Origin of the sequence: Streptomyces sp. NPDC048297 (assembly GCF_043201585.1) — a bacterium.
Classification (GTDB): Bacteria; Actinomycetota; Actinomycetes; order Streptomycetales; family Streptomycetaceae; genus Streptomyces.
Genome location: NZ_JBICZA010000006.1, coordinates 267,226 through 285,381 on the forward strand (window position 1 = coordinate 267,226; position 18,156 = coordinate 285,381).

The 18,156-nt window shown below is 72.3% G+C and carries 14 protein-coding genes; 11 read left to right on the top strand and 3 right to left on the bottom strand.

Going from position 1 to position 18,156, the window contains the following annotated elements; genetic code table 11:
- Window positions 1-6: 6 nt before the first annotated feature.
- Window positions 7-3,684 carry a glycosyltransferase gene (locus tag ACGFYV_RS09495; RefSeq protein ID WP_393877766.1) on the top strand — a complete coding sequence of 1,226 codons (3,678 nt, stop codon included), beginning with the start codon at window positions 7-9 and terminating at the stop codon, window positions 3,682-3,684.
- Entirely contained in the window at window positions 3,681-5,198 is a 1,518-nt protein-coding gene (locus ACGFYV_RS09500) for a DUF5719 family protein (RefSeq protein ID WP_393877767.1), read from the top strand. Before ACGFYV_RS09495 ends, ACGFYV_RS09500 begins: the two co-directional genes overlap by 4 nt.
- A gap of 57 nt (window positions 5,199-5,255) precedes the next feature.
- Here the strand turns inward: ACGFYV_RS09500 and ACGFYV_RS09505 are convergent, their stop codons facing one another.
- Window positions 5,256-5,708, bottom strand: coding sequence for a metallopeptidase family protein (locus ACGFYV_RS09505; protein ID WP_393877792.1), 453 nt, complete (start codon window positions 5,706-5,708; stop codon window positions 5,256-5,258).
- A 324-nt stretch (window positions 5,709-6,032) separates the two neighbouring features.
- Here ACGFYV_RS09505 and ACGFYV_RS09510 point away from each other — a divergent pair, with 324 nt between their 5' ends.
- From ACGFYV_RS09510 to ACGFYV_RS09535, 6 genes are all read left to right on the top strand, one after another.
- Entirely contained in the window at window positions 6,033-6,455 is a 423-nt protein-coding gene (locus ACGFYV_RS09510) for a DUF3499 domain-containing protein (RefSeq protein WP_393877768.1), read from the top strand.
- 207 nt (window positions 6,456-6,662) lie between these two features.
- Entirely contained in the window at window positions 6,663-8,027 is a 1,365-nt protein-coding gene (locus tag ACGFYV_RS09515; protein ID WP_393877769.1) for a phosphomannomutase/phosphoglucomutase, read from the top strand.
- 180 nt (window positions 8,028-8,207) lie between these two features.
- The gene (locus tag ACGFYV_RS09520; protein ID WP_007382472.1) at window positions 8,208-8,378 is read left to right on the top strand and encodes a Trm112 family protein; all 171 of its coding nucleotides are present in this window, start codon (window positions 8,208-8,210) and stop codon (window positions 8,376-8,378) included.
- A gap of 195 nt (window positions 8,379-8,573) precedes the next feature.
- The gene (locus tag ACGFYV_RS09525) at window positions 8,574-9,701 is read left to right on the top strand and encodes an SIS domain-containing protein (RefSeq protein WP_393877770.1); all 1,128 of its coding nucleotides are present in this window, start codon (window positions 8,574-8,576) and stop codon (window positions 9,699-9,701) included.
- Between the two features lie 101 nt (window positions 9,702-9,802).
- Window positions 9,803-10,954, top strand: coding sequence for a mannose-6-phosphate isomerase, class I (gene manA, locus ACGFYV_RS09530; RefSeq protein WP_393877771.1), 1,152 nt, complete (start codon window positions 9,803-9,805; stop codon window positions 10,952-10,954).
- Window positions 10,955-11,121: 167 nt separating this feature from the next.
- Complete coding sequence (locus ACGFYV_RS09535; protein ID WP_393877772.1) at window positions 11,122-12,102, top strand: cation diffusion facilitator family transporter; 981 nt, start codon at window positions 11,122-11,124, stop codon at window positions 12,100-12,102.
- 116 nt (window positions 12,103-12,218) lie between these two features.
- Here the strand turns inward: ACGFYV_RS09535 and lepB are convergent, their stop codons facing one another.
- Window positions 12,219-12,899 carry a signal peptidase I gene (gene lepB / locus ACGFYV_RS09540; RefSeq protein WP_393877773.1) on the bottom strand — a complete coding sequence of 227 codons (681 nt, stop codon included), beginning with the start codon at window positions 12,897-12,899 and terminating at the stop codon, window positions 12,219-12,221.
- Window positions 12,900-13,320: 421 nt separating this feature from the next.
- On the opposite strand from lepB, the gene ahcY reads away from it, so the two are divergent.
- A complete protein-coding gene (gene ahcY, locus ACGFYV_RS09545) occupies window positions 13,321-14,778 on the top strand; it encodes an adenosylhomocysteinase (RefSeq protein WP_393877774.1) in 1,458 nt (485 codons plus the stop codon).
- A 177-nt stretch (window positions 14,779-14,955) separates the two neighbouring features.
- Complete coding sequence (locus tag ACGFYV_RS09550; RefSeq protein WP_393877775.1) at window positions 14,956-15,570, top strand: hypothetical protein; 615 nt, start codon at window positions 14,956-14,958, stop codon at window positions 15,568-15,570.
- A gap of 35 nt (window positions 15,571-15,605) precedes the next feature.
- Here ACGFYV_RS09550 and ACGFYV_RS09555 read toward each other — a convergent pair whose 3' ends face one another.
- Window positions 15,606-16,604 carry an RDD family protein gene (locus ACGFYV_RS09555; protein WP_393877793.1) on the bottom strand — a complete coding sequence of 333 codons (999 nt, stop codon included), beginning with the start codon at window positions 16,602-16,604 and terminating at the stop codon, window positions 15,606-15,608.
- A 151-nt stretch (window positions 16,605-16,755) separates the two neighbouring features.
- Between ACGFYV_RS09555 and ACGFYV_RS09560 the strand changes: the two genes are divergently transcribed.
- Window positions 16,756-17,763 (top strand): stage II sporulation protein M, encoded by a 1,008-nt coding sequence (locus ACGFYV_RS09560; RefSeq protein WP_393877776.1) that lies wholly within the window; start codon window positions 16,756-16,758, stop codon window positions 17,761-17,763.
- The last annotated feature ends 393 nt before the right edge of the window (window positions 17,764-18,156 follow it).

Below are 18,156 nucleotides of genomic sequence, written 5' to 3' on the forward strand. Positions count from 1 at the left end.
ACCTCGATGTCCGTGCACAGCCATACGGCAGTCCAAGACCCGGCTGCCCACCCTGAGTTCCCGCGCCACGTGGTGACGGCGGTCCTCGTCTCCCACGACGGCGCCCGCTGGCTGCCCGACGCGCTCGCCGGGCTGCTCGGCCAGGAGCGCCCGGTGCAGTACGCGGTGGCGGCCGACACCGGCAGCGCGGACGACTCCGCGCGGCTGGTCACCGAGGCCCTCGGCGAGGGCAACGTCCTGCACCTCGCCCGCCGCACCGGCTTCGGCCAGGCCGTCGAGGAGGCGAGCCGCACCGCGCCCGTCCTCACCCCCGACGACCTGCCGTACCTCAAGCGCCCCAGCGGCTGGGACCCCGTCACCCGCACCTGGCGCGACGACGCGTACGACATGCCCGAGCTGCCGTACGGCGAACCGGTCCAGTGGCTGTGGCTGCTGCACGACGACAGCGCCCCCGAACCCGACGCCCTCGCCCAGCTGCTCCGGGTCGTCGAGAACGAGAGCGAACTCGGCCGCGACGACATCGCCGTCGTCGGCCCCAAGCTCCGCGGCTGGTACGACCGCCGGCAGCTGCTGGAGGTCGGCGTCTCCATCGCCAACTCCGGGCGCCGCTGGACCGGCCTCGACCGCCGCGAACAGGACCAGGGCCAGCACGACCACGTCCGCGCCGTCCTGTCCGTCTCCACCGCCGGCATGCTGATCCGCCGCGACGTCTTCGAACAGCTCGGCGGCTTCGACCGCCGGCTGCCCCTGATGCGCGACGACGTCGACCTGTGCTGGCGCGCCCACACGGCCGGCCACCGCGTCCTCGTCGCCCCCGACGCCGTCGTACGGCACGCCGAGGCCGCCTCCCGCGAGCGCCGCACCGTCGACTGCGCGGGCCGCACCGCCGCCTCCCCGCACAAGGTCGACAAGGCGGGCGCGGTCTACACCCTCCTCGTCAACACGCGTGCGGCCGTACTGCCCTGGGTGCTGCTGCGACTCGTCCTCGGCACCTTCCTGCGCACCCTCGCCTACCTCGTCGGCAAGGTCCCCGGACAGGCCGTCGACGAGATCCGCGGTCTGCTGGGCACCCTGCTGCGGCCCGAGCGGATCCTCGCCGGCCGGCGCCGCCGCGGGCGCTCACAGATCGACAAGGACGAACTGCGCCCGCTGTTCCCGCCGCCCGGCGCGACCGTCCGCGCCACCGTGGAACAGATCGCGGGCAACTTCTCCGGCGGCACCGACAGCGACACCGCCTCCGCGGGCCGGCACGGCGGCACCGTGGAGTCGGGACCCGGCGGCGACGACGCCGAGTTCCTGGAGATCGAGCAGTTCGCCCGGCTCAAGCGCATCGCCCGCAAGCCCGGCCCGGTGCTCTTCCTCGCCCTGCTGATGATCTCCCTCATCGCCTGCCGCGCCCTGCTCGGCGGCGGCGCGCTCGCGGGCGGTGCCATGCTGCCCGCCCCGGCCGACGCCGGCGAGCTGTGGTCCCGATACGTCTCCGCCTGGCATCCGGTGGGCGCCGGCGGCACCCCGTCCGCGCCGCCCTACCTCGCCGTCGTCGCCACCCTCGCCACGATCCTCTTCGGCTCGACCGGCCTCGCCGTCACCGTCCTGCTGGTCTGCTCGGTGCCGCTGGCCGGCTTCACCGCCTACTTCGCCTCCCGGCCCCTCGTCGGCTCCCGCCTGCTGCGCGCCTGGGCCGCGATCGCCTACGCCTTCCTGCCCGCCGTCACCGGCGCCCTGGCCGGAGGCCGTATCGGCACCGCCGTACTCGCCGTGTTCCTGCCGCTCATCGCGCGCGCCGGCATCGCCGCGAGCGGCCTCACGAGCCGATCCGGCGCACGCGGCAGCTGGCGCGCCACCTGGGCCTACGCGCTGCTCCTCACCGTCACCACCGCGTTCACGCCGATCGTCTGGCCCATCGCGCTGGTCCTCGGCATCGCCCTGCTCGCCGTCCGCCGTACCGATCTCGTCGCCCGCGGACTGCGCCTCCTCGCCCAGCTCGGCACCCCGCTGCTGGTCCTCGCCCCCTGGTCGCTGACCCTGCTCCCGTTCGGCTTCTTCAAGGAAGCCGGCCTGGAGTACGGCTCCTCGGCCGCCTCCGCCACCGACCTGCTCGGCGCGAGCCCGGGCGGCCCCGGCACCGTGCACGGCCTGATGCTGATCGGCATCGTCCTCGCCGCCCTGGCCGCGCTGTTGCGCTCCGAGCGGCAGCTGGGCATCCGGACCGCCTGGGCCGTCGCCCTGGTGGGCCTCGTCTTCGCCGCCTTCTCCAACCACTCCACCTGGGCCGGCCCCGCCACCCTGGTCTACGGCATCGCCCTGCTGTCCGCCGCCGCCCTCGGCGCCGACGGCGCACGCGCACGCGTGGCCGAGCAGAGCTTCGGCTGGCGCCAGCCCGTCGCCGCCCTGATCGCCTTCGCCTCGGCCGCAGGTCCGCTGCTGGTCGCCGCCGGCTGGATGATCGGCGGCGCCGACGGCCCGCTGGAGCGCCGCGACCCGGTGCAGGTCCCCGCGTTCGTCGCCGAGGACGCCACCACCCGCGACCAGGCCCGCACCCTGGTCCTCGACAGCGACTCCACCGCGCACGTGCGCTACACCTTGGTGCGCGGATCCGGCGCCCGCATGGGAGACGCCGAACTCGCGGCCGCCGACGGGGAGAACCCGAAGCTCGACAAGATCGTCGCCAACCTCGTCGCCGGTTCCGGCGCCGACCAGGCGGGCCAGCTCGGCGGCTTCGCCGTGCGCTACGTCCTCGTCCACAAGGGAGCGCCCCGCGAGGTCGCCCGCGTCCTGGACGCCACGCCCGGCCTGAGCCGCCTCAGCCAGCAGAACGGCAGCGCCCTGTGGCGCGTCGACGACCAGGTCTCCCGCGCCACCATCGTGCCCGCGGGCGGCTCGGGCACCGCGCAGTCCGTCGCCGCCGGACCGGTGGAGATCCACACCACGGTCCCCTCCGGCTCGGGCAGCCGCGTCCTGCGCCTGGCCGACGCCGCCGCCGACGGCTGGACGGCCACCCTGGACGGCAAGCCGCTCGCCCGCACCACCCTCGACGGCTGGGCCCAGGGCTTCGAACTGCCCACCGACGGCGGCAGGCTGGACGTCACCTACGACGCCCCGGTCACGCACACCGCCTGGCTGTGGGCCCAGGGCCTGCTCGCGGTCGTCCTCGTCGTCCTCGCCCTGCCCGGCCGGCGCCGCGACGTCGACGACGACCTCCCCGAGGAGCAGCCGCTGCCCGCCCAGGCCACCGCAGGCGAGGGCCGCCGCGCCCGCCGCCTGCGCGCCCAGGCCGAGGAACAGGCCGCCCTCGACGAGCAGGACCCCGACCAGCCGGCCCCCGACGCGCCGGCGTTCGACCAACCGGCGCCCGGCAGCGTGCCCGCGCCCGCGCAGGAGGCCCCGGCCGCCGCCGTCCCGCACCAGCAGCCGTACGGCGACTGGGACTCCACCCCCTACGCGGGCGCCGGCCACACCGGTTACGGCAACGGCCAGTACCAGGACCAGTACCAGGCGGGCGGCTACGACCAGCAGGCGTACCAGCACGACCCCTACCAGTCCGGCACGTACGACCCCTACGCCTACGGCGGTACGGCCGAGCAGATGCCGTACGACCCGGCGTCCTACCCCCAGGGCTACGACCCGGCCCAGCAGCAGCCCTACGGCACCGGCAGCGAGCGCCCCGACGGGAGCCAGCAGTGAACCGCACGACCCTGTCCCTGATCGCCGGCACGGCCGCGCTGGCCGCCATCACCGGGTTCGCCGCACTCGACACCCCCTCGGCGTCCGGCGCGAGCCCCGCCAAGGCTGCCGCCGAGCTGCCCGTGGAACGCACCAGCCTGCTGTGCCCGGCGCCGAGCATCTCCGACATCGCCGACACGTCGTACACGTCGTTCACGCCCGTCACCCAGGGCACCGGCAGCGGAGGCAAGGCCGAACTCCGGGCGGCGACCGAGCAGTCGGCGGACGGCACGGACAGCTCCCAGAAGGGCAAGGGCACCAAGAAGGGCGCGGACAAGGCGGGCAAGCCGGTCCTGACCCCGAAAGCACCCGGCACTCCCGCCACCGGCGACGCGTCCGGCTCCGACGCGCCCGCCCTCGTCGGCACCGCCGACGGGAAGTTCGCGCCCGGCTGGACCGTCCAGGAGACCACCGAGGTCGCCGCCGGCACCGGCCGCGGCCTCCTGGGCGTCACCTGCACGCCCGCCGACACCGAGTTCTGGTTCCCGGGCGCGAGCACGGCCGCCGAGCGCACCGACTACGTGCACCTCACCAACCCCGACGACTCCGCCGCCGTCGTCGACATCGAGCTGTACGGCAAGGACGGCGTGATCAAGTCCTCGTTCACGGACGGCTTCACGGTCCCGCCTCACTCCAGCAAGCCGATCCTGCTCTCCACGCTCACCGACCAGCGGCAGCCCGACCTGACCGTGCACGTCAGCGTGCGCAGCGGGCGGGTCGGCGCGGCCGTGCAGGCCCTGGACGACAGGGCGGGCGGCGACTGGCTGGCCGCCTCCACCGACCCGGCCGGCAGCCTGGTCCTGCCCGGCATCCCGAAGGACGCCACCGACGTCCGCCTGGTCGCGTTCGCGCCCGGCGACGCCGACGCCGACCTCAAGGTCCGCCTGGCCTCTCCGAGCGGCCCGTTCACCCCGGCCGGCCACGAGACCCTGCACGTCAAGGGCGGCATGACCACCGCGATCGACCTCGGTGACGTCACCCGCGGCGAGGCCGGCTCCCTGCTTCTCACCCCCACCGACCAGTCCGTCCCCCTGGTCGCCGCGCTGCGTGTGGTCCGGGGCAAGGGGAGCGACCAGGAGACGGCCTACATCCCCGCCACCGCCCCCGTCGGACGCCGCGCCACCTCGGCCGACAACAGCGCCAAGGGCTCCACCCTGTCCCTCACCGCTCCCACGGCCACCACCCAGGTGAAGATCACCGCCTCGGCGGGCAGCGCGGGCGGCACCCCCGTGACGAAGACCTACACGGTCAAGGCCGGTACCACGCAGGACATCCCCGCCCCGGTCCCCGCCGGCCTCAAGGGCACCTACGCCCTCACCCTGGAACCCCTCTCGGGCGGCCCTCTCTACGCCTCCCGCACCCTCAGCGCGACCCAGTCCGGCGTCCCCGCCTTCACCATCCAGACCCTCCCGACGGACCGGGGCCTGGTGGCGGTACCGGAGGCGGACGAGGACTTGTCGGTGCTGCAGAAGTAGGCAGCAACCAGGCAGAAACAGCGGGTGGGGTGGGGGAGTGGGGCGGCGGGGGCCGGCCTACTCCTCCCCGTACCGGGGATCCACGGTCTCCGGAGTGAGCCCCAGCAGCTCCGCCACCTGCTCGACCACGACCTCGTGGACCAGCGCGGCCCGCTCGTCGCGCCCCTTGGTCCGGATCTCCACCGGCCGCCGGTACACGACCACCCGCGCCCGCCGTCCGTCCTGCGCGGGAACCACCCCGCCCAGCGGCACCGGCTCGTCGCTCCACGCCTCCGCGCCCTGCCCCTGAGGCTGGGGCACGTCGAGCACGAGGAAGTCGATGTCGGCCAACTGCGGCCACCGCCGCTCGAGACGCTCCACGGAGTCCTGCACCAGATCCGCGAACATCTCGGCCCTGCTCGCCGCCAACGGCACCTGCGGCGGCGCGATGGGCCCGCGCATGCCCCGTCCATGACGATCACGGCGACGGGGCCCGGGGGCGGCGGCACGGGGCGGTACACGGTTGTCCATCACCGCAGAAGCCTAGTCCCCGAGCGCCGGGCCCGCCCGGCCCCACGCGGCGGCCACGGGCCCACCACGGGCCTGTGGCGAGCCCGCCGAGGGCGTGACGGCCACCGGCGCACTGTCGCCGGATGACCATTCCGGCCAAGGTCTGGCTCGTTTCCGTAACCTTCCGAGACCAGTGATCTCAAGGCAATTGACGGTGTTTGTGCCGAGTCATGACCGGAAGCATGCTCGCCCGGGACCCGGAATGGCGGTGTCATCGCAGGTCAGAGAGGTATGTTCGGAACGGCCTGTGGGGCGTCTCACAGTGCGACACGGTGGAGTGACCTGGTGGAGAGTCGTCGCGGCCCGCTCAAGAGTGCGGTACCGTCCAACGTCGTGAGCCTTGTACGTCGCTGTTCGCGCACCGCCTGCGGCCGACCCGCCGTCGCGACGCTGACGTACGTCTACGCCGACTCGACCGCGGTCCTCGGCCCACTCGCCACCTACGCCGAACCCCACTGCTACGACCTGTGCGCCGAGCATTCCGAGCGCCTCACCGCCCCGCGCGGCTGGGAGGTCGTCCGCCTCCTCGACGGCTCCGCTCCCGCACGGCCCAGCGGCGACGACCTGGAAGCGCTCGCCAACGCCGTGCGCGAGGCGGCCCGTCCGCAGGAGCGCGCGGCCGGGGCAGGCGGCGGAGCACGCACCGCGGACCCCATGGAGGTCGCCCGCCGCGGCCACCTCCGGGTCCTGCGTTCCCCGGACAACTGACCCGTCCGGCCCACCCTTTCGGGCGACGCGCCTCACCCCACCGGGTGACAACGGGGCGAGCGCACCGCATCCCACCCGCGTGATGGCGGGACGGCACCTGGACCGCACCCGGACGGCACCTGTGCGCCCACTCGGTGTCCGCACACCCGGCCCTTACCCCCGCCGGGTAGTTTGTGGGCACCCATAGGACTTTCAGGAGGGTTGGCCGTGGCTGCTGATCTGTCGCAGATCGTGAAGGCGTACGACGTGCGCGGAGTGGTCCCGGACCAGTGGGACGAGTCACTGGCCGAACTCTTCGGCGCCGCCTTCGCCGAGGTGACCGACGCGGCGGCGATCGTCGTCGGCCACGACATGCGCCCCTCCTCCCCGGGGCTGTCCCGCGCGTTCGCGCGCGGCGCGGCGAACCGCGGCGTGGACGTCACCGAGATCGGCCTGTGCTCCACGGACCAGCTGTACTACGCCTCCGGCGCCCTGGACCTTCCCGGCGCGATGTTCACCGCCTCCCACAACCCGGCGCAGTACAACGGCATCAAGCTGTGCCGCGCGGGCGCCGCCCCCGTCGGCCAGGACACGGGCCTCGCGCAGATCCGTGAACTGGTCGAGGGCTGGCTGGAGTCGGGTGTTCCGCAAGCCGTCGCCGAGCCGGGAACCCTCGGCACGCGCGACACGTTGGACGACTACGCGGCGTACCTGCGCTCCCTCGTCGACCTGACCTCCATCCGCCCCCTGAAGGTCGTGGTCGACGCCGGCAACGGCATGGGCGGCCACACGGTCCCCTCGGTCTTCGCCGGCCTGCCCCTGACCCTCGTCCCGATGTACTTCGAGCTGGACGGCACCTTCCCGAACCACGAGGCCAACCCGCTCGACCCGGCCAACCTCGTGGACCTGCAGAAGCGGATCCCCGCGGAGGGCGCCGACCTCGGCATCGCCTTCGACGGCGACGCCGACCGCTGCTTCGTCGTGGACGAGAACGGCGACCCGGTCTCCCCGTCGGCCGTCACCGCCCTGGTCGCCGCCCGCGAACTGGCCCGCCACGGCGGCACGGGCACGGTGATCCACAACCTGATCACGTCCCGCACGGTGCCCGAGGTGGTGAAGGAGAACGGCGGCACCCCGGTCCGCACCCGCGTCGGCCACTCCTTCATCAAGGCGGAGATGGCCCGCTCCGGCGCGATCTTCGGCGGCGAGCACTCCGCCCACTACTACTTCAAGGACTTCTGGAACGCCGACACGGGCATGCTGGCCGCCCTGCACGTTCTCGCGGCCCTCGGCGGCCAGGACGGCCCCCTGTCCGCCCTCACCGCCCAGTACGACCGCTACGCGGGCTCCGGCGAGATCAACTCCACGGTCGCCGACCAGGCCGCCCGCCTCGCCGCGATCCGCGCCGCCTACGAGGGCCGCCCCGGCATCACCCTCGACGACCTCGACGGCCTCACCGTCTCCGCCGCCGACTGGTGGTTCAACGTCCGCCCCTCCAACACGGAGCCCCTGCTGCGCCTCAACGCGGAGGCGAAGGATGAGCCCACGATGACCAGGATCCGCGACGAGGCACTGGCCGTCATCCGGGCCTGACGCACCCAGCGCACAAGTGTGCCGAGCGCGCCGACCCCGGACGGGTCGGGGTGAGCCCGGAGGCCGGGCGACTGAGCCCCCCGGCACCCGCGACGGGCCGAACCCTCCGGCACGGCCCGCCCGGCGGTACGCTGACCAGCACATCCGTAAACGTCGTATCCGCGCCCGAAGGGACACCTCATGCCGCTCGAAGCCGGCCTCCTGGAGATCCTCGCCTGCCCTGCCTGCCACGCCCCCCTCAAGGAGCAGGACACCGAGCTGATCTGCACCGGTCAGGACTGCGGCCTCGCCTACCCCGTCCGCGACGGCATCCCGGTCCTGCTCGTCGACGAGGCACGCCGCCCGGCCTGAGCACCCCGCGCCGGACGCACCCCGCGCCGGACCACCCGGCGCCGGGCCCGCCAGGCACAGCACCAGCAGGCACAGCACACCAGCAGGCACAGGACCATCAGGCGTAACGCGTCGGCGCACCCCGTCCGGCGCGCACCCGCGCTCGACCCCATCGGGACCCGGCCAACAGGACCCGGCGATCGGAGGCTGCCGCCCATGCTCGACGAATCGCTCCTCGACACCCCGGAGGGCCTCGCCGAGGCCGACCGCCGCCGCCTCCTGCGCGGCGCCGCCGAAGCCGGCGCCCGCGTCCGCACGGCCGCCCGGCAGGCCACCGAGGCCGGCGTCGGCGAGCTGAAGCCCGACGGCCGCCCCCGCGCCGTCCTCATCGCCGGCCCCGGAGCCGCCGCCACCCACACCGCCGACCTGCTCGGCGCCCTGGCCGGCCCCGGCAGCCCCGTCATCCGGCTGGCCCCCACCGGCGTCGCCCCGGCCGCCGGCGCCCTGCGCTGGGAACTGCCGGGCTGGGCCGGATCCGTGGACCTGCTGCTGATCGCCACCCCGGACGGCACCGAACCCAGCCTCGGCCTCCTCGCCGAGCAGGCCTACCGCCGCGGCTGCACCGTCGTCGCCGTGGCCCCGGCCGGCACCCCCCTCGCCGAGGCGGTGAACGGCGCCCACGGCCTCCTCGTACCGATGGCGACGACACCGTACGACCAGGAAGAACCCCTCGCCGCGTCCTCCTCGGGCGTCTTCTGGGCCCTGTTCACCCCGCTGGTCGCCCTGCTCGACCGCATCGGCCTGCTCACCGCCGGAGCGGACGCCCTGGAGAAGGTCGCCGACCGCCTTGACCACGTCGCCGAGCGCTGCGGTCCCGCCATCGTGACCTACAGCAACCCGGCCAAGACCCTCGCCGCCGAACTCGCCGACGCGCTCCCCGTCGTCTGGACGGAAGGCACGTCGGCCGGCCCCGCGGGCCGCCGTTTCGCCGACGCCCTCGCCGAACTCGCCGGCCGCCCCGCCCTGGTCGCCGAACTCCCCGAGGCCCTCGCCGCGCACAACGCGCTGCTGGCCGGCCCCCTCGCGGCCAGCGCCGACCCCGACGACTTCTTCCGCGACCGCGTGGAGGAGACGCCCGCGCTGCACGCGCGCGTGGTGCTGCTGCGCGACCGCCCGATCGGCGGCCTCACCGCCGCGCCCGCCGCCCGTGACCTGGCCCTCAGCCACGACACGCCGATCAGCGAACTCGAACCGGAGGAGGGCGGCGAACTGGAGACCCTCGCGGAACTGATCGCCGTCACAGATTTCGCCGCCGTTTACCTCGCGCTCGCTTCGAGGGCCTGATCTGGTTCCTGACACCCCGACATGCCGCCGGGGTGCTCCCTGGCAGCCGTACACCGGGCGAACCGGCGTCGTACGCAGAGAGAACGGGCAAAGAGAAGCAGATGGACCGCCTCGACAACACCGTCCGCCCCTACGCGTGGGGTTCCCCCACCGCCATTCCGCACCTCCTGGGCGTCGAGCCGACCGGCGAGCCGCAGGCGGAGATGTGGATGGGCGCGCACCCGGGCGCACCCTCGCGCACCGCGCGCGGGACGCTCGTCGAGGTCATCGACGCCGACCCGAAGGGTGAACTCGGCGAGCGGACGGTCACGAAGTTCGGTCCGCGCCTGCCGTTCCTGCTCAAGATCCTCGCCGCCGGCGCCCCGCTCTCCCTCCAGGTGCACCCGGACCTGGAGCAGGCCAGGGAGGGCTTCGAGGACGAGGAGCGGCGCGGCATCCCCGTCGACGCCCCGCACCGCAACTACAAGGACGCCAACCACAAGCCCGAACTGATCTGCGCGCTCACCGAGTTCGACGGCCTGTGCGGCTTCCGCGACCCGCTCCGGGCCGCCGGCCTGCTGGACGGACTCGGCGTCGACTCCCTCAAGCCGTACGTCGACCTGCTGCACGCCCACCCCGAGAGCGCGGCCCTGCGCGAGGTCCTCACCGCGATCCTCACCGCCGACCCGCAGGAGATGACCCACACGGTCGCCGAGGCCACCGCCGCCTGCACCCGTCTCGGCGGCGACTACGCCCCCTACGCCGACCTGGCCCACCACTACCCGGGCGACCCCGGCGTCATCGCGGCCATGCTGCTCAACCACGTCCGGCTGCAGCCCGGCGAGGCCCTGTTCCTCGGCGCCGGCATCCCGCACGCCTACCTGAACGGCCTCGGCGTCGAGATCATGGCCAACTCCGACAACGTGCTGCGCTGCGGCCTGACCCCCAAGCACGTCGACGTCCCCGAACTCCTGCGTATCGTCCGCTTCGAGGCCGGCGACCCGGGCGTGCTGCGCCCGGAGGCCGCCCCGGACGGCGAGGAGGTCTACGAGACCCCCATCGACGAGTTCCGGCTCTCCCGGTACGTCCTTTCCGAGGGCGGCACCGCGCACGACCTCACCCTGGACACCCCGCAGATCCTGCTCTGCACGGCCGGGGCCGTCCGCGCCGGCGAGCACGAACTCCTGCCCGGCCGGTCGGTGTTCGTCCCGGCGGGGGAGCGGGCCGAGGTGTCCGGCGCGGGTACGGTCTTCCGCGCCACCGTGATCGCGTGACCTGCGCTGAACACCGCCACGTTATGAACATATGACCGGGGCTGTGGATACCTGACGCACCGTGGTGCCGGGGGGCTGCAAGAATGGCCCACCGGCAAAGACCGGGCAAAGCCGGGCTCACGCCTGGACGGCGTAGACGTACGACGGTGAAGGGACAACGCGGACACATGAGCGCGTCAGGCGGAACCAGGGCGATCGTGGCGGCACTCGGCGCCAACCTCGCCATCGCGGTATCGAAGTTCGTGGCGTTCGCGTTCAGCGGCTCCTCCTCGATGCTCGCCGAGGGCGTGCACTCGCTCGCCGACTCCGGCAACCAGTTCCTGCTGCTGATCGGCGGCAAGAAGGCCCAGCGCGAGGCGACCCCGCAACACCCCTTCGGCTACGGCCGCGAGCGGTTCATCTACGCCTTCCTCGTCTCCATCGTCCTCTTCTCCCTCGGCGGCATGTTCGCCATCTACGAGGGCTACGAGAAGATCAGCCACCCGCACCAGGTGGAGAACTGGTACTGGCCGGTGGGCGTCCTCGTCTTCGCGATCGTCGCCGAGGGCTTCTCCTTCCGCACCGCCATGAAGGAGTCCAACGAGCTGCGCGGCACGCTGTCCTGGGCGCAGTTCATCCGCCGCGCCAAGGCGCCCGAGCTGCCGGTCGTCCTCCTGGAGGACTTCGGCGCGCTCATCGGTCTCGTGCTCGCCCTCGGCGGCGTCGGCCTCGCCGTGCTCACCGGCGACGGCGTCTGGGACGGCATCGGCACCATCTGCATCGGTGTCCTGCTCGTCCTGATCGCCCTCGTCCTGGCCTCCGAGACCAAGTCCCTGCTGCTCGGCGAGGCCGCAGGCCTGGATGACGTCAAGAAGATCGAGGCCGCGATCGTCGACGGCGACAAGGTCACCCGCGTCATCCACATGCGCACCCTGCACCTCGGCCCCGAGGAACTGCTCGTCGCCGCCAAGATCGCCGTCCAGCACGACGAAACGGCCGCCGTGGTCGCCGAGGCCATCAACGCGGCCGAGGCCCGCATCCGCGCCGCCGTCCCCATCGCCCGCGTCATCTACCTGGAACCGGACATCTACAGCGAGGCCGAGGCCGCCAAGGGCCCGGACCCGGCAGCCACCCCCGGCGGCCCGAACCCGCACCCCACGGGGCACTGACCCTCCCCCACGACGGCCTCGCCACGAGGTCCTCTCACAACGCGCTGTCACGACGCTCCGTGACGACCGTGGGGCCCGCCGGACATCCCGGCGGGCCCCACGCGCTGGTACCACCCTCAGACCGGCCGCACCGGCCAGGGCGGGGGCGGCGGCACGAGCGCCCGAGCCCGGCGCCGCACCGCCCACGCCCCGATCCCCAGACCGATGCCGACCAGCACCATGACGGCCCCGAAGAGCAACCCCGCGAATATCAGCGCGGGAACGGCCACACCGTCCACCACCCGACCCCGGACGGCACCCACAGGAAGCGTCCCGCCCTGCTCGGAGAGGAACGCACGCGAGTCACGGGCATTCGCCCGGTGGTCACCCAGCAGGAACAGCCGCCCCTGCGGAACCCTCACGTCGTACGGCTGAGACCCGGCCTCGGCGTCGCCATCGCTCACGTACGGCTCCGTGATCGTTTTCCCGTTCACGCTGATCCGCCGCTGCGACCCCACGGCCGAACAGCACACCACGTGATCGCCGCCCACCCCGACGACCCGTTGCAGCACGACGACACCGGGCCCGTACCGCTCCGGCGCCGAGAACACGACCACGTCACCGCGCCGCACCTCGCTCCCGTCGACACGCTCCCAGAAGATCCGGTCACCCGGCTGGTACGTCGGCGTCATGCTCCGGCTCGAAACGGTGGAGCCTCCGTAGGCCTCCTTGCCGTAGACGAAGGCGCCGCCACCCAGCACCGCCCCCAGCAGCCCCACCACGAGAGCGGCGATCCCCAGTCCCCGTCCTGCACCCACTGTCGCGTCCTCCCCGAACGGCGCCCGCGTCGTCTCACCGCGTCGTCTCGCTGCGTTGTCTTACTGCGGCTTGCATCACTGCGGCTTGCATCACTGAGCCGCGGAGAATAGCGGGACCCGTGAACGGCTCGCACGGCAGGGTGCGCCCGGGCACCGCTCGCCTCCGCCGAACGGCGTGATGCGATCGCGGGCGGGCTGGGGGTGACCGGGTCCCGCGGTGTAGCTTGGGACGGAGCCAGACGTCGCTGCTGATGGCGGTCGGGCGGTCCCCCAGCGGACCGACCGAGGGAGAGAGGGCCTCCGACGGACTGCGCTGCGCGTACGTGGGCATGCCTGTGTCCTCTTTCTCGGGCACCCCTGTGTCCGCTGCCGCGCAGACCAGCCGTACCCACCTCGACCCACTTCCGAGGAGCAGCCCGCAATGACGACTGTCGACAGCCGACAGGACTTCAAGGTCGCCGACCTCTCCCTGGCCGAGTTCGGCCGCAAGGAGATCACCCTCGCCGAGCACGAGATGCCGGGCCTGATGGCGATCCGCAAGGAGTACGCCGAGGCCCAGCCTCTCGCCGGCGCCCGCGTCACCGGCTCCCTGCACATGACCGTGCAGACCGCCGTCCTCATCGAGACCCTGGTCGCTCTCGGCGCCCAGGTCCGCTGGGCCTCCTGCAACATCTTCTCCACCCAGGACCACGCGGCCGCCGCCATCGCCGTCGGCCCGAACGGCACCCCCGACAACCCGCAGGGCATCCCGGTCTTCGCCTGGAAGGGCGAGACCCTCCAGGAGTACTGGTGGTGCACCGAGCAGGCCCTGACCTGGCCGGACAGCCCCACCGGCGGCCCGAACATGATCCTCGACGACGGCGGTGACGCCACCCTCCTCGTCCACAAGGGCGTCGAGTACGAGAAGGACGGCAAGGTCCCCGGCCTGGAGACCGCCGAGTCCGACGAGCACCGCGTCATCCTCGAACTCCTGCACCGCACCATCTCGGACGGCTCGCAGAAGTGGACCCAGCTCTCCTCCGAGATCCGCGGTGTCACCGAGGAGACCACCACCGGCGTCCACCGTCTGTACGAGATGCAGCGCGACGGTGTCCTCCTCTTCCCGGCGATCAACGTCAACGACGCCGTCACCAAGTCGAAGTTCGACAACAAGTACGGCTGCCGCCACTCCCTGATCGACGGCATCAACCGCGCCACCGACGTCCTGATCGGCGGCAAGACCGCCGTCGTCTGCGGCTACGGCGACGTGGGCAAGGGCTGCGCGGAGTCCCTGCGCGGCCAGGGCGCCCGAGTGATCATCACCGAGATCGACCCCATCTGCGCCCTCCAGGCCGCGATGGACGGCTACCAGGTCACGACCCTCGACGAGGTCATCGACAAGGCCGACATCTTCGTCACCACGACCGGCAACAAGGACATCATCATGGCCGCCGACATGGCCAAGATGAAGCACCAGGCCATCGTCGGCAACATCGGCCACTTCGACAACGAGATCGACATGGCCGGCCTCGCCAAGATCCCCGGCATCGTCAAGGACGAGGTCAAGCCGCAGGTCCACACCTGGACCTTCCCCGACGGCAAGGTGATCATCGTCCTCTCCGAGGGCCGCCTGCTGAACCTGGGCAACGCCACCGGCCACCCGTCGTTCGTGATGTCCAACTCCTTCGCGGACCAGACCCTGGCCCAGATCGAGCTGTTCACCAAGCCCGACGAGTACCCGACCGGCGTCTACACGCTGCCCAAGCACCTCGACGAGAAGGTCGCCCGCCTCCACCTGGACGCGCTCGGCGTGAAGCTCACCCAGCTGCGCCCCGAGCAGGCCGCGTACATCGGCGTCGAGGTCGACGGCCCCTACAAGTCGGACCACTACCGCTACTGAGCCCCCGGCCCCGTTGCCCCGCCCGCCGGGGAAGCACGCCGACCGACGCGCTCCCCGGCAGCAGGTCCACCGATCCTCCGAGGCAGGCCCCCGCACCCCCGTGCCGGGGGCCTGCCCCTTTGGCCGGACCGGCGAACCGGACCCGGACCGTCAGCCCGCCAGACTCCAGGACCCCTCATGCCCCGCGGCCGTTATTCGCTCCACGATCCGCACGATCACACCCCTCTCGCCGAAGAACACTTCCAGTGCGCCCCCGGCCCCACCGGCTGGCGCTACGTCTCCCGTCTGACCACTCCCGCGGGCCAGGACCACGGCTCCGTCGACCTCGCCCTGGACGACCTCAGCCGCCCCATCCGCCTCGAACTCCACGCCGGAGGCTGGCAGGTCCGCGGCGCCGCCCTGGAAGGCGTCACCTGGGTCCGTACCGACCCCACCGGAGATCAGGCCACCGAAGGCAATGTGCGCGCCCACGCCTTCACCGGCACGTCCCCCGCGTTCCTCGTCGCCACCAGCCGTCTCCTGCGCCTCACCCCCTCCACTTCCGCGACCCGCGTACGCCTCGTCGCCCTCACGGATCCGGTCCTCGCCCCCCGCACCGTGGACCAGTCCTGGGCTCTGCTGAACAGAGAAACACACGCCACTGACAACGGCCCCCTGACCGTGGACGAATACCAGGTCACAGCCCTGGACACGGGCGAACGGCACACCGTGCACATCGCCGGCGACGTCGTCCTGTCCGCCCCCGGCATCGAGCTGGAAGACCTTCAGTCACCACCGTCCAGGTTCGACTGACGGGGCATCGCCCATCCCCGACTGCCCGCCCCGACTCACGCAGGCGGCGCGAAACCGGTGGCCGGACGGTCGGACGGCGTCTGCTCCGCCGGCGCCGGCACGGGATACGCGGGCGGTGCGACGGGAACCTGCGGCTGCACGTACGGGGCCTGCGGCGAATGCGGAACGTACGGGGCCTGCGGCGCGTGCGGATACGGATACGGGGCCTGCGGCGCGTGCGGATACGGATATGGATACGGATGCTGCGGGGCGCCCGTCGCGGGCGGTCGCGGCGCCGGAGAACCCGCGTGCCCGAACACGTGCCGTGCCTCACGAGCCTGCCGCTCCTGCACCACGGCCGACAGGAAAGCGGCCGGGTGGAGGCCCTGCGGCACGGAGGTCCCCGTACGGGCCGCGAGCTCGGCCGCGAACCGCTGAGCCATACCGAGAGAGACCTGCGGATCGAGCTGATGCATACGCGTCAGGTACTGCCGGATGCCGAGCCAGAGCCCGTCCGGAACCGCCGACAGATCCAGCTCGGCGAACCGTCCCGCGAGCCACGGCGGCGGAGGCGGAGCGAACCCCGTCCGCCCCACGGGTATCCGCTCACGCACGACCAGCGTGCCCGCGAACACGTCCCCGAGCCGCCGCCCCCGAGCCGACACGAACGAGGCGATGCAGGCCACCACCCCGAACGTGAACAGGATCTCGACCACCCCGATCGCACCCCTCACCAGCGCGTGCCGGAACCGGATCGGGCCGCCGTCGTCGCGCACCACCCGCAGCCCGAGCGCCAGCTTCCCCAGCGAACGCCCATGGCTGAGCGTCTCCACCGCGATCGGTCCGCCCACCGGCACCAGCAGAAACGTCGCAACCGACACCGCGAGCTGCGCGGCCGAGTCCAGGGACGCGGTAGCGGCCACCAGCGCCACGGTGACCGCGACGTACACGGCCACGATCACGATCAGGTCGAGCAACATGGCCAACGTCCTGCTCGGCAGCTTGGCGGGCTGCAGTTCGAGCGCCACCGCCTCGCCGGTCACCAGCTCACTCACGTCGGCCGTCCTTCCCCTGATCTGCCCCGAGAACCGCAAGTCTGCCAAGCTGAGGGCGCATCGCGCCGCGGTACGACAAGCTGACGGCATCACGAGCGCCACGAACTCCCCGTCACGCAGTCGGCGACCCACCGAGGAGCAGGCAGACCCGATGGATCTGGACGTCTTCGTCTCCGCCCACCGAGCCGAGTGGGACCGCCTCGACGCCCTGCTCAGTCGCCAGCGCCGGCTCAACGGCGCCGAAGCCGACGAACTCGTCGCTCTCTATCAGCGCACCGCCACTCATCTCTCCCTCATCCAGTCCAGCGCCCCCGACCCGCAACTGACAGGTTGGCTCAGCCAACTCGTGGCACGCGCGCGTAGCGCCGTCGCGGGAACCCGACGAGCCTCATGGCGCGACGTCACACGCTTCCTCACGCAGGGCTTCCCGGCCGCCGTGTACCGCGCGCGCCACTGGTGGGTGCCCACCGCTCTCATCTCCACGGTCGTCGCGATCCTCCTGGGCTGGTGGATCGGCACCCATCCGGAGGTCCAGGCCTCGATCGCGGCCCCCAGCCAGCTCCGCGAGCTGACCCGCCCCGGCGGTGAGTACGAGACCTACTACTCGAGCCATCCCGCCGCGTCCTTCGCCGCCCAGGTGTGGACGAACAACGCGAACGCCGCCGCGATGTGCCTGGTCCTCGGCGTCTTCCTGGGCCTGCCCGTCCTCTGGATCCTCTTCGAGAACATGCTCAACCTGGGCGTCGGCATCGGCCTGATGTCCTCCGCGGGACGCCTGGACATCTTCCTCGGCCTGGTCCTCCCGCACGGTCTGCTCGAACTGACAGCGGTCTTCGTGGCAGCCGGTACGGGTCTCCGTCTCGGGTGGACCGTCATCGACCCGGGCCCGCGAAGCCGCCGCATCGCGCTCGCGGAAGAGGGCCGCGCCGCCGTGGCCATGGCGATCGGCCTCGCCCTGGTGCTGTTCGTCTCCGGCGCCATCGAAGGCTTCGTCACCCCCTCGGGCCTGCCCACCTGGGCCCGCATAGGCATCGGAGTCGTGGCGGAGCTGGCCTTCCTCACGTACGTCTACGTCCTCGGCGGCCGGGCGGTGCGTGCCGGCGAGACGGGCGACGTCGAGGCATCGGAGCGAAGCGCGACCGTACCCACCGCCGCCTGATGTGCGAACCACCCCTGTGAGCTGCTAGTCTCCTCTCCGCCCCAGAAACCCGTTGACACGGGTGGAGCGGGGAGGTAGATTCAATGAGTTGCCTAGAACTGGACAAGTTCGGGGCGGAGCGTTAGAATCTATCTGCTTCACGAAGAAGTTGCGAGAGCGACTCCGGGAAGCAACCCTCCGATTACTCAGAAATGAGCGGCCGGTCTGACCGGCCAAGAACTTCTGATAAAGTCGGAATCGCCGGAAAGGGAAACGCGAGAGCGAAAACCTGGAAAGCACCGAGGAAATCGGGTCGAGGAAAGATCTGATAGAGTCGGAAACGCAAGACCGAAGGGAAGCGCCCGGAGGAAAGCCCGAGAGGGTGAGTACAAAGGAAGCGACCGTTCCTTGAGA

What these genes read in the sequence shown, in the direction of transcription:
- ACGFYV_RS09495 (WP_393877766.1), top strand. Translation starts at nt 7, where the DNA reads ATGTCCGTGCACAGCCATACGGCAGTCCAAGACCCGGCTGCCCACCCT.
- ACGFYV_RS09505 (WP_393877792.1), bottom strand. Translation starts at nt 5,708, where the DNA reads ATGGACAACCGTGTACCGCCCCGTGCCGCCGCCCCCGGGCCCCGTCGC.
- ACGFYV_RS09520 (WP_007382472.1), top strand. Translation starts at nt 8,208, where the DNA reads ATGCCGCTCGAAGCCGGCCTCCTGGAGATCCTCGCCTGCCCTGCCTGC.
- ACGFYV_RS09525 (WP_393877770.1), top strand. Translation starts at nt 8,574, where the DNA reads ATGCTCGACGAATCGCTCCTCGACACCCCGGAGGGCCTCGCCGAGGCC.
- manA (WP_393877771.1), top strand. Translation starts at nt 9,803, where the DNA reads ATGGACCGCCTCGACAACACCGTCCGCCCCTACGCGTGGGGTTCCCCC.
- ACGFYV_RS09535 (WP_393877772.1), top strand. Translation starts at nt 11,122, where the DNA reads ATGAGCGCGTCAGGCGGAACCAGGGCGATCGTGGCGGCACTCGGCGCC.
- ahcY (WP_393877774.1), top strand. Translation starts at nt 13,321, where the DNA reads ATGACGACTGTCGACAGCCGACAGGACTTCAAGGTCGCCGACCTCTCC.
- ACGFYV_RS09550 (WP_393877775.1), top strand. Translation starts at nt 14,956, where the DNA reads ATGCCCCGCGGCCGTTATTCGCTCCACGATCCGCACGATCACACCCCT.
- ACGFYV_RS09560 (WP_393877776.1), top strand. Translation starts at nt 16,756, where the DNA reads ATGGATCTGGACGTCTTCGTCTCCGCCCACCGAGCCGAGTGGGACCGC.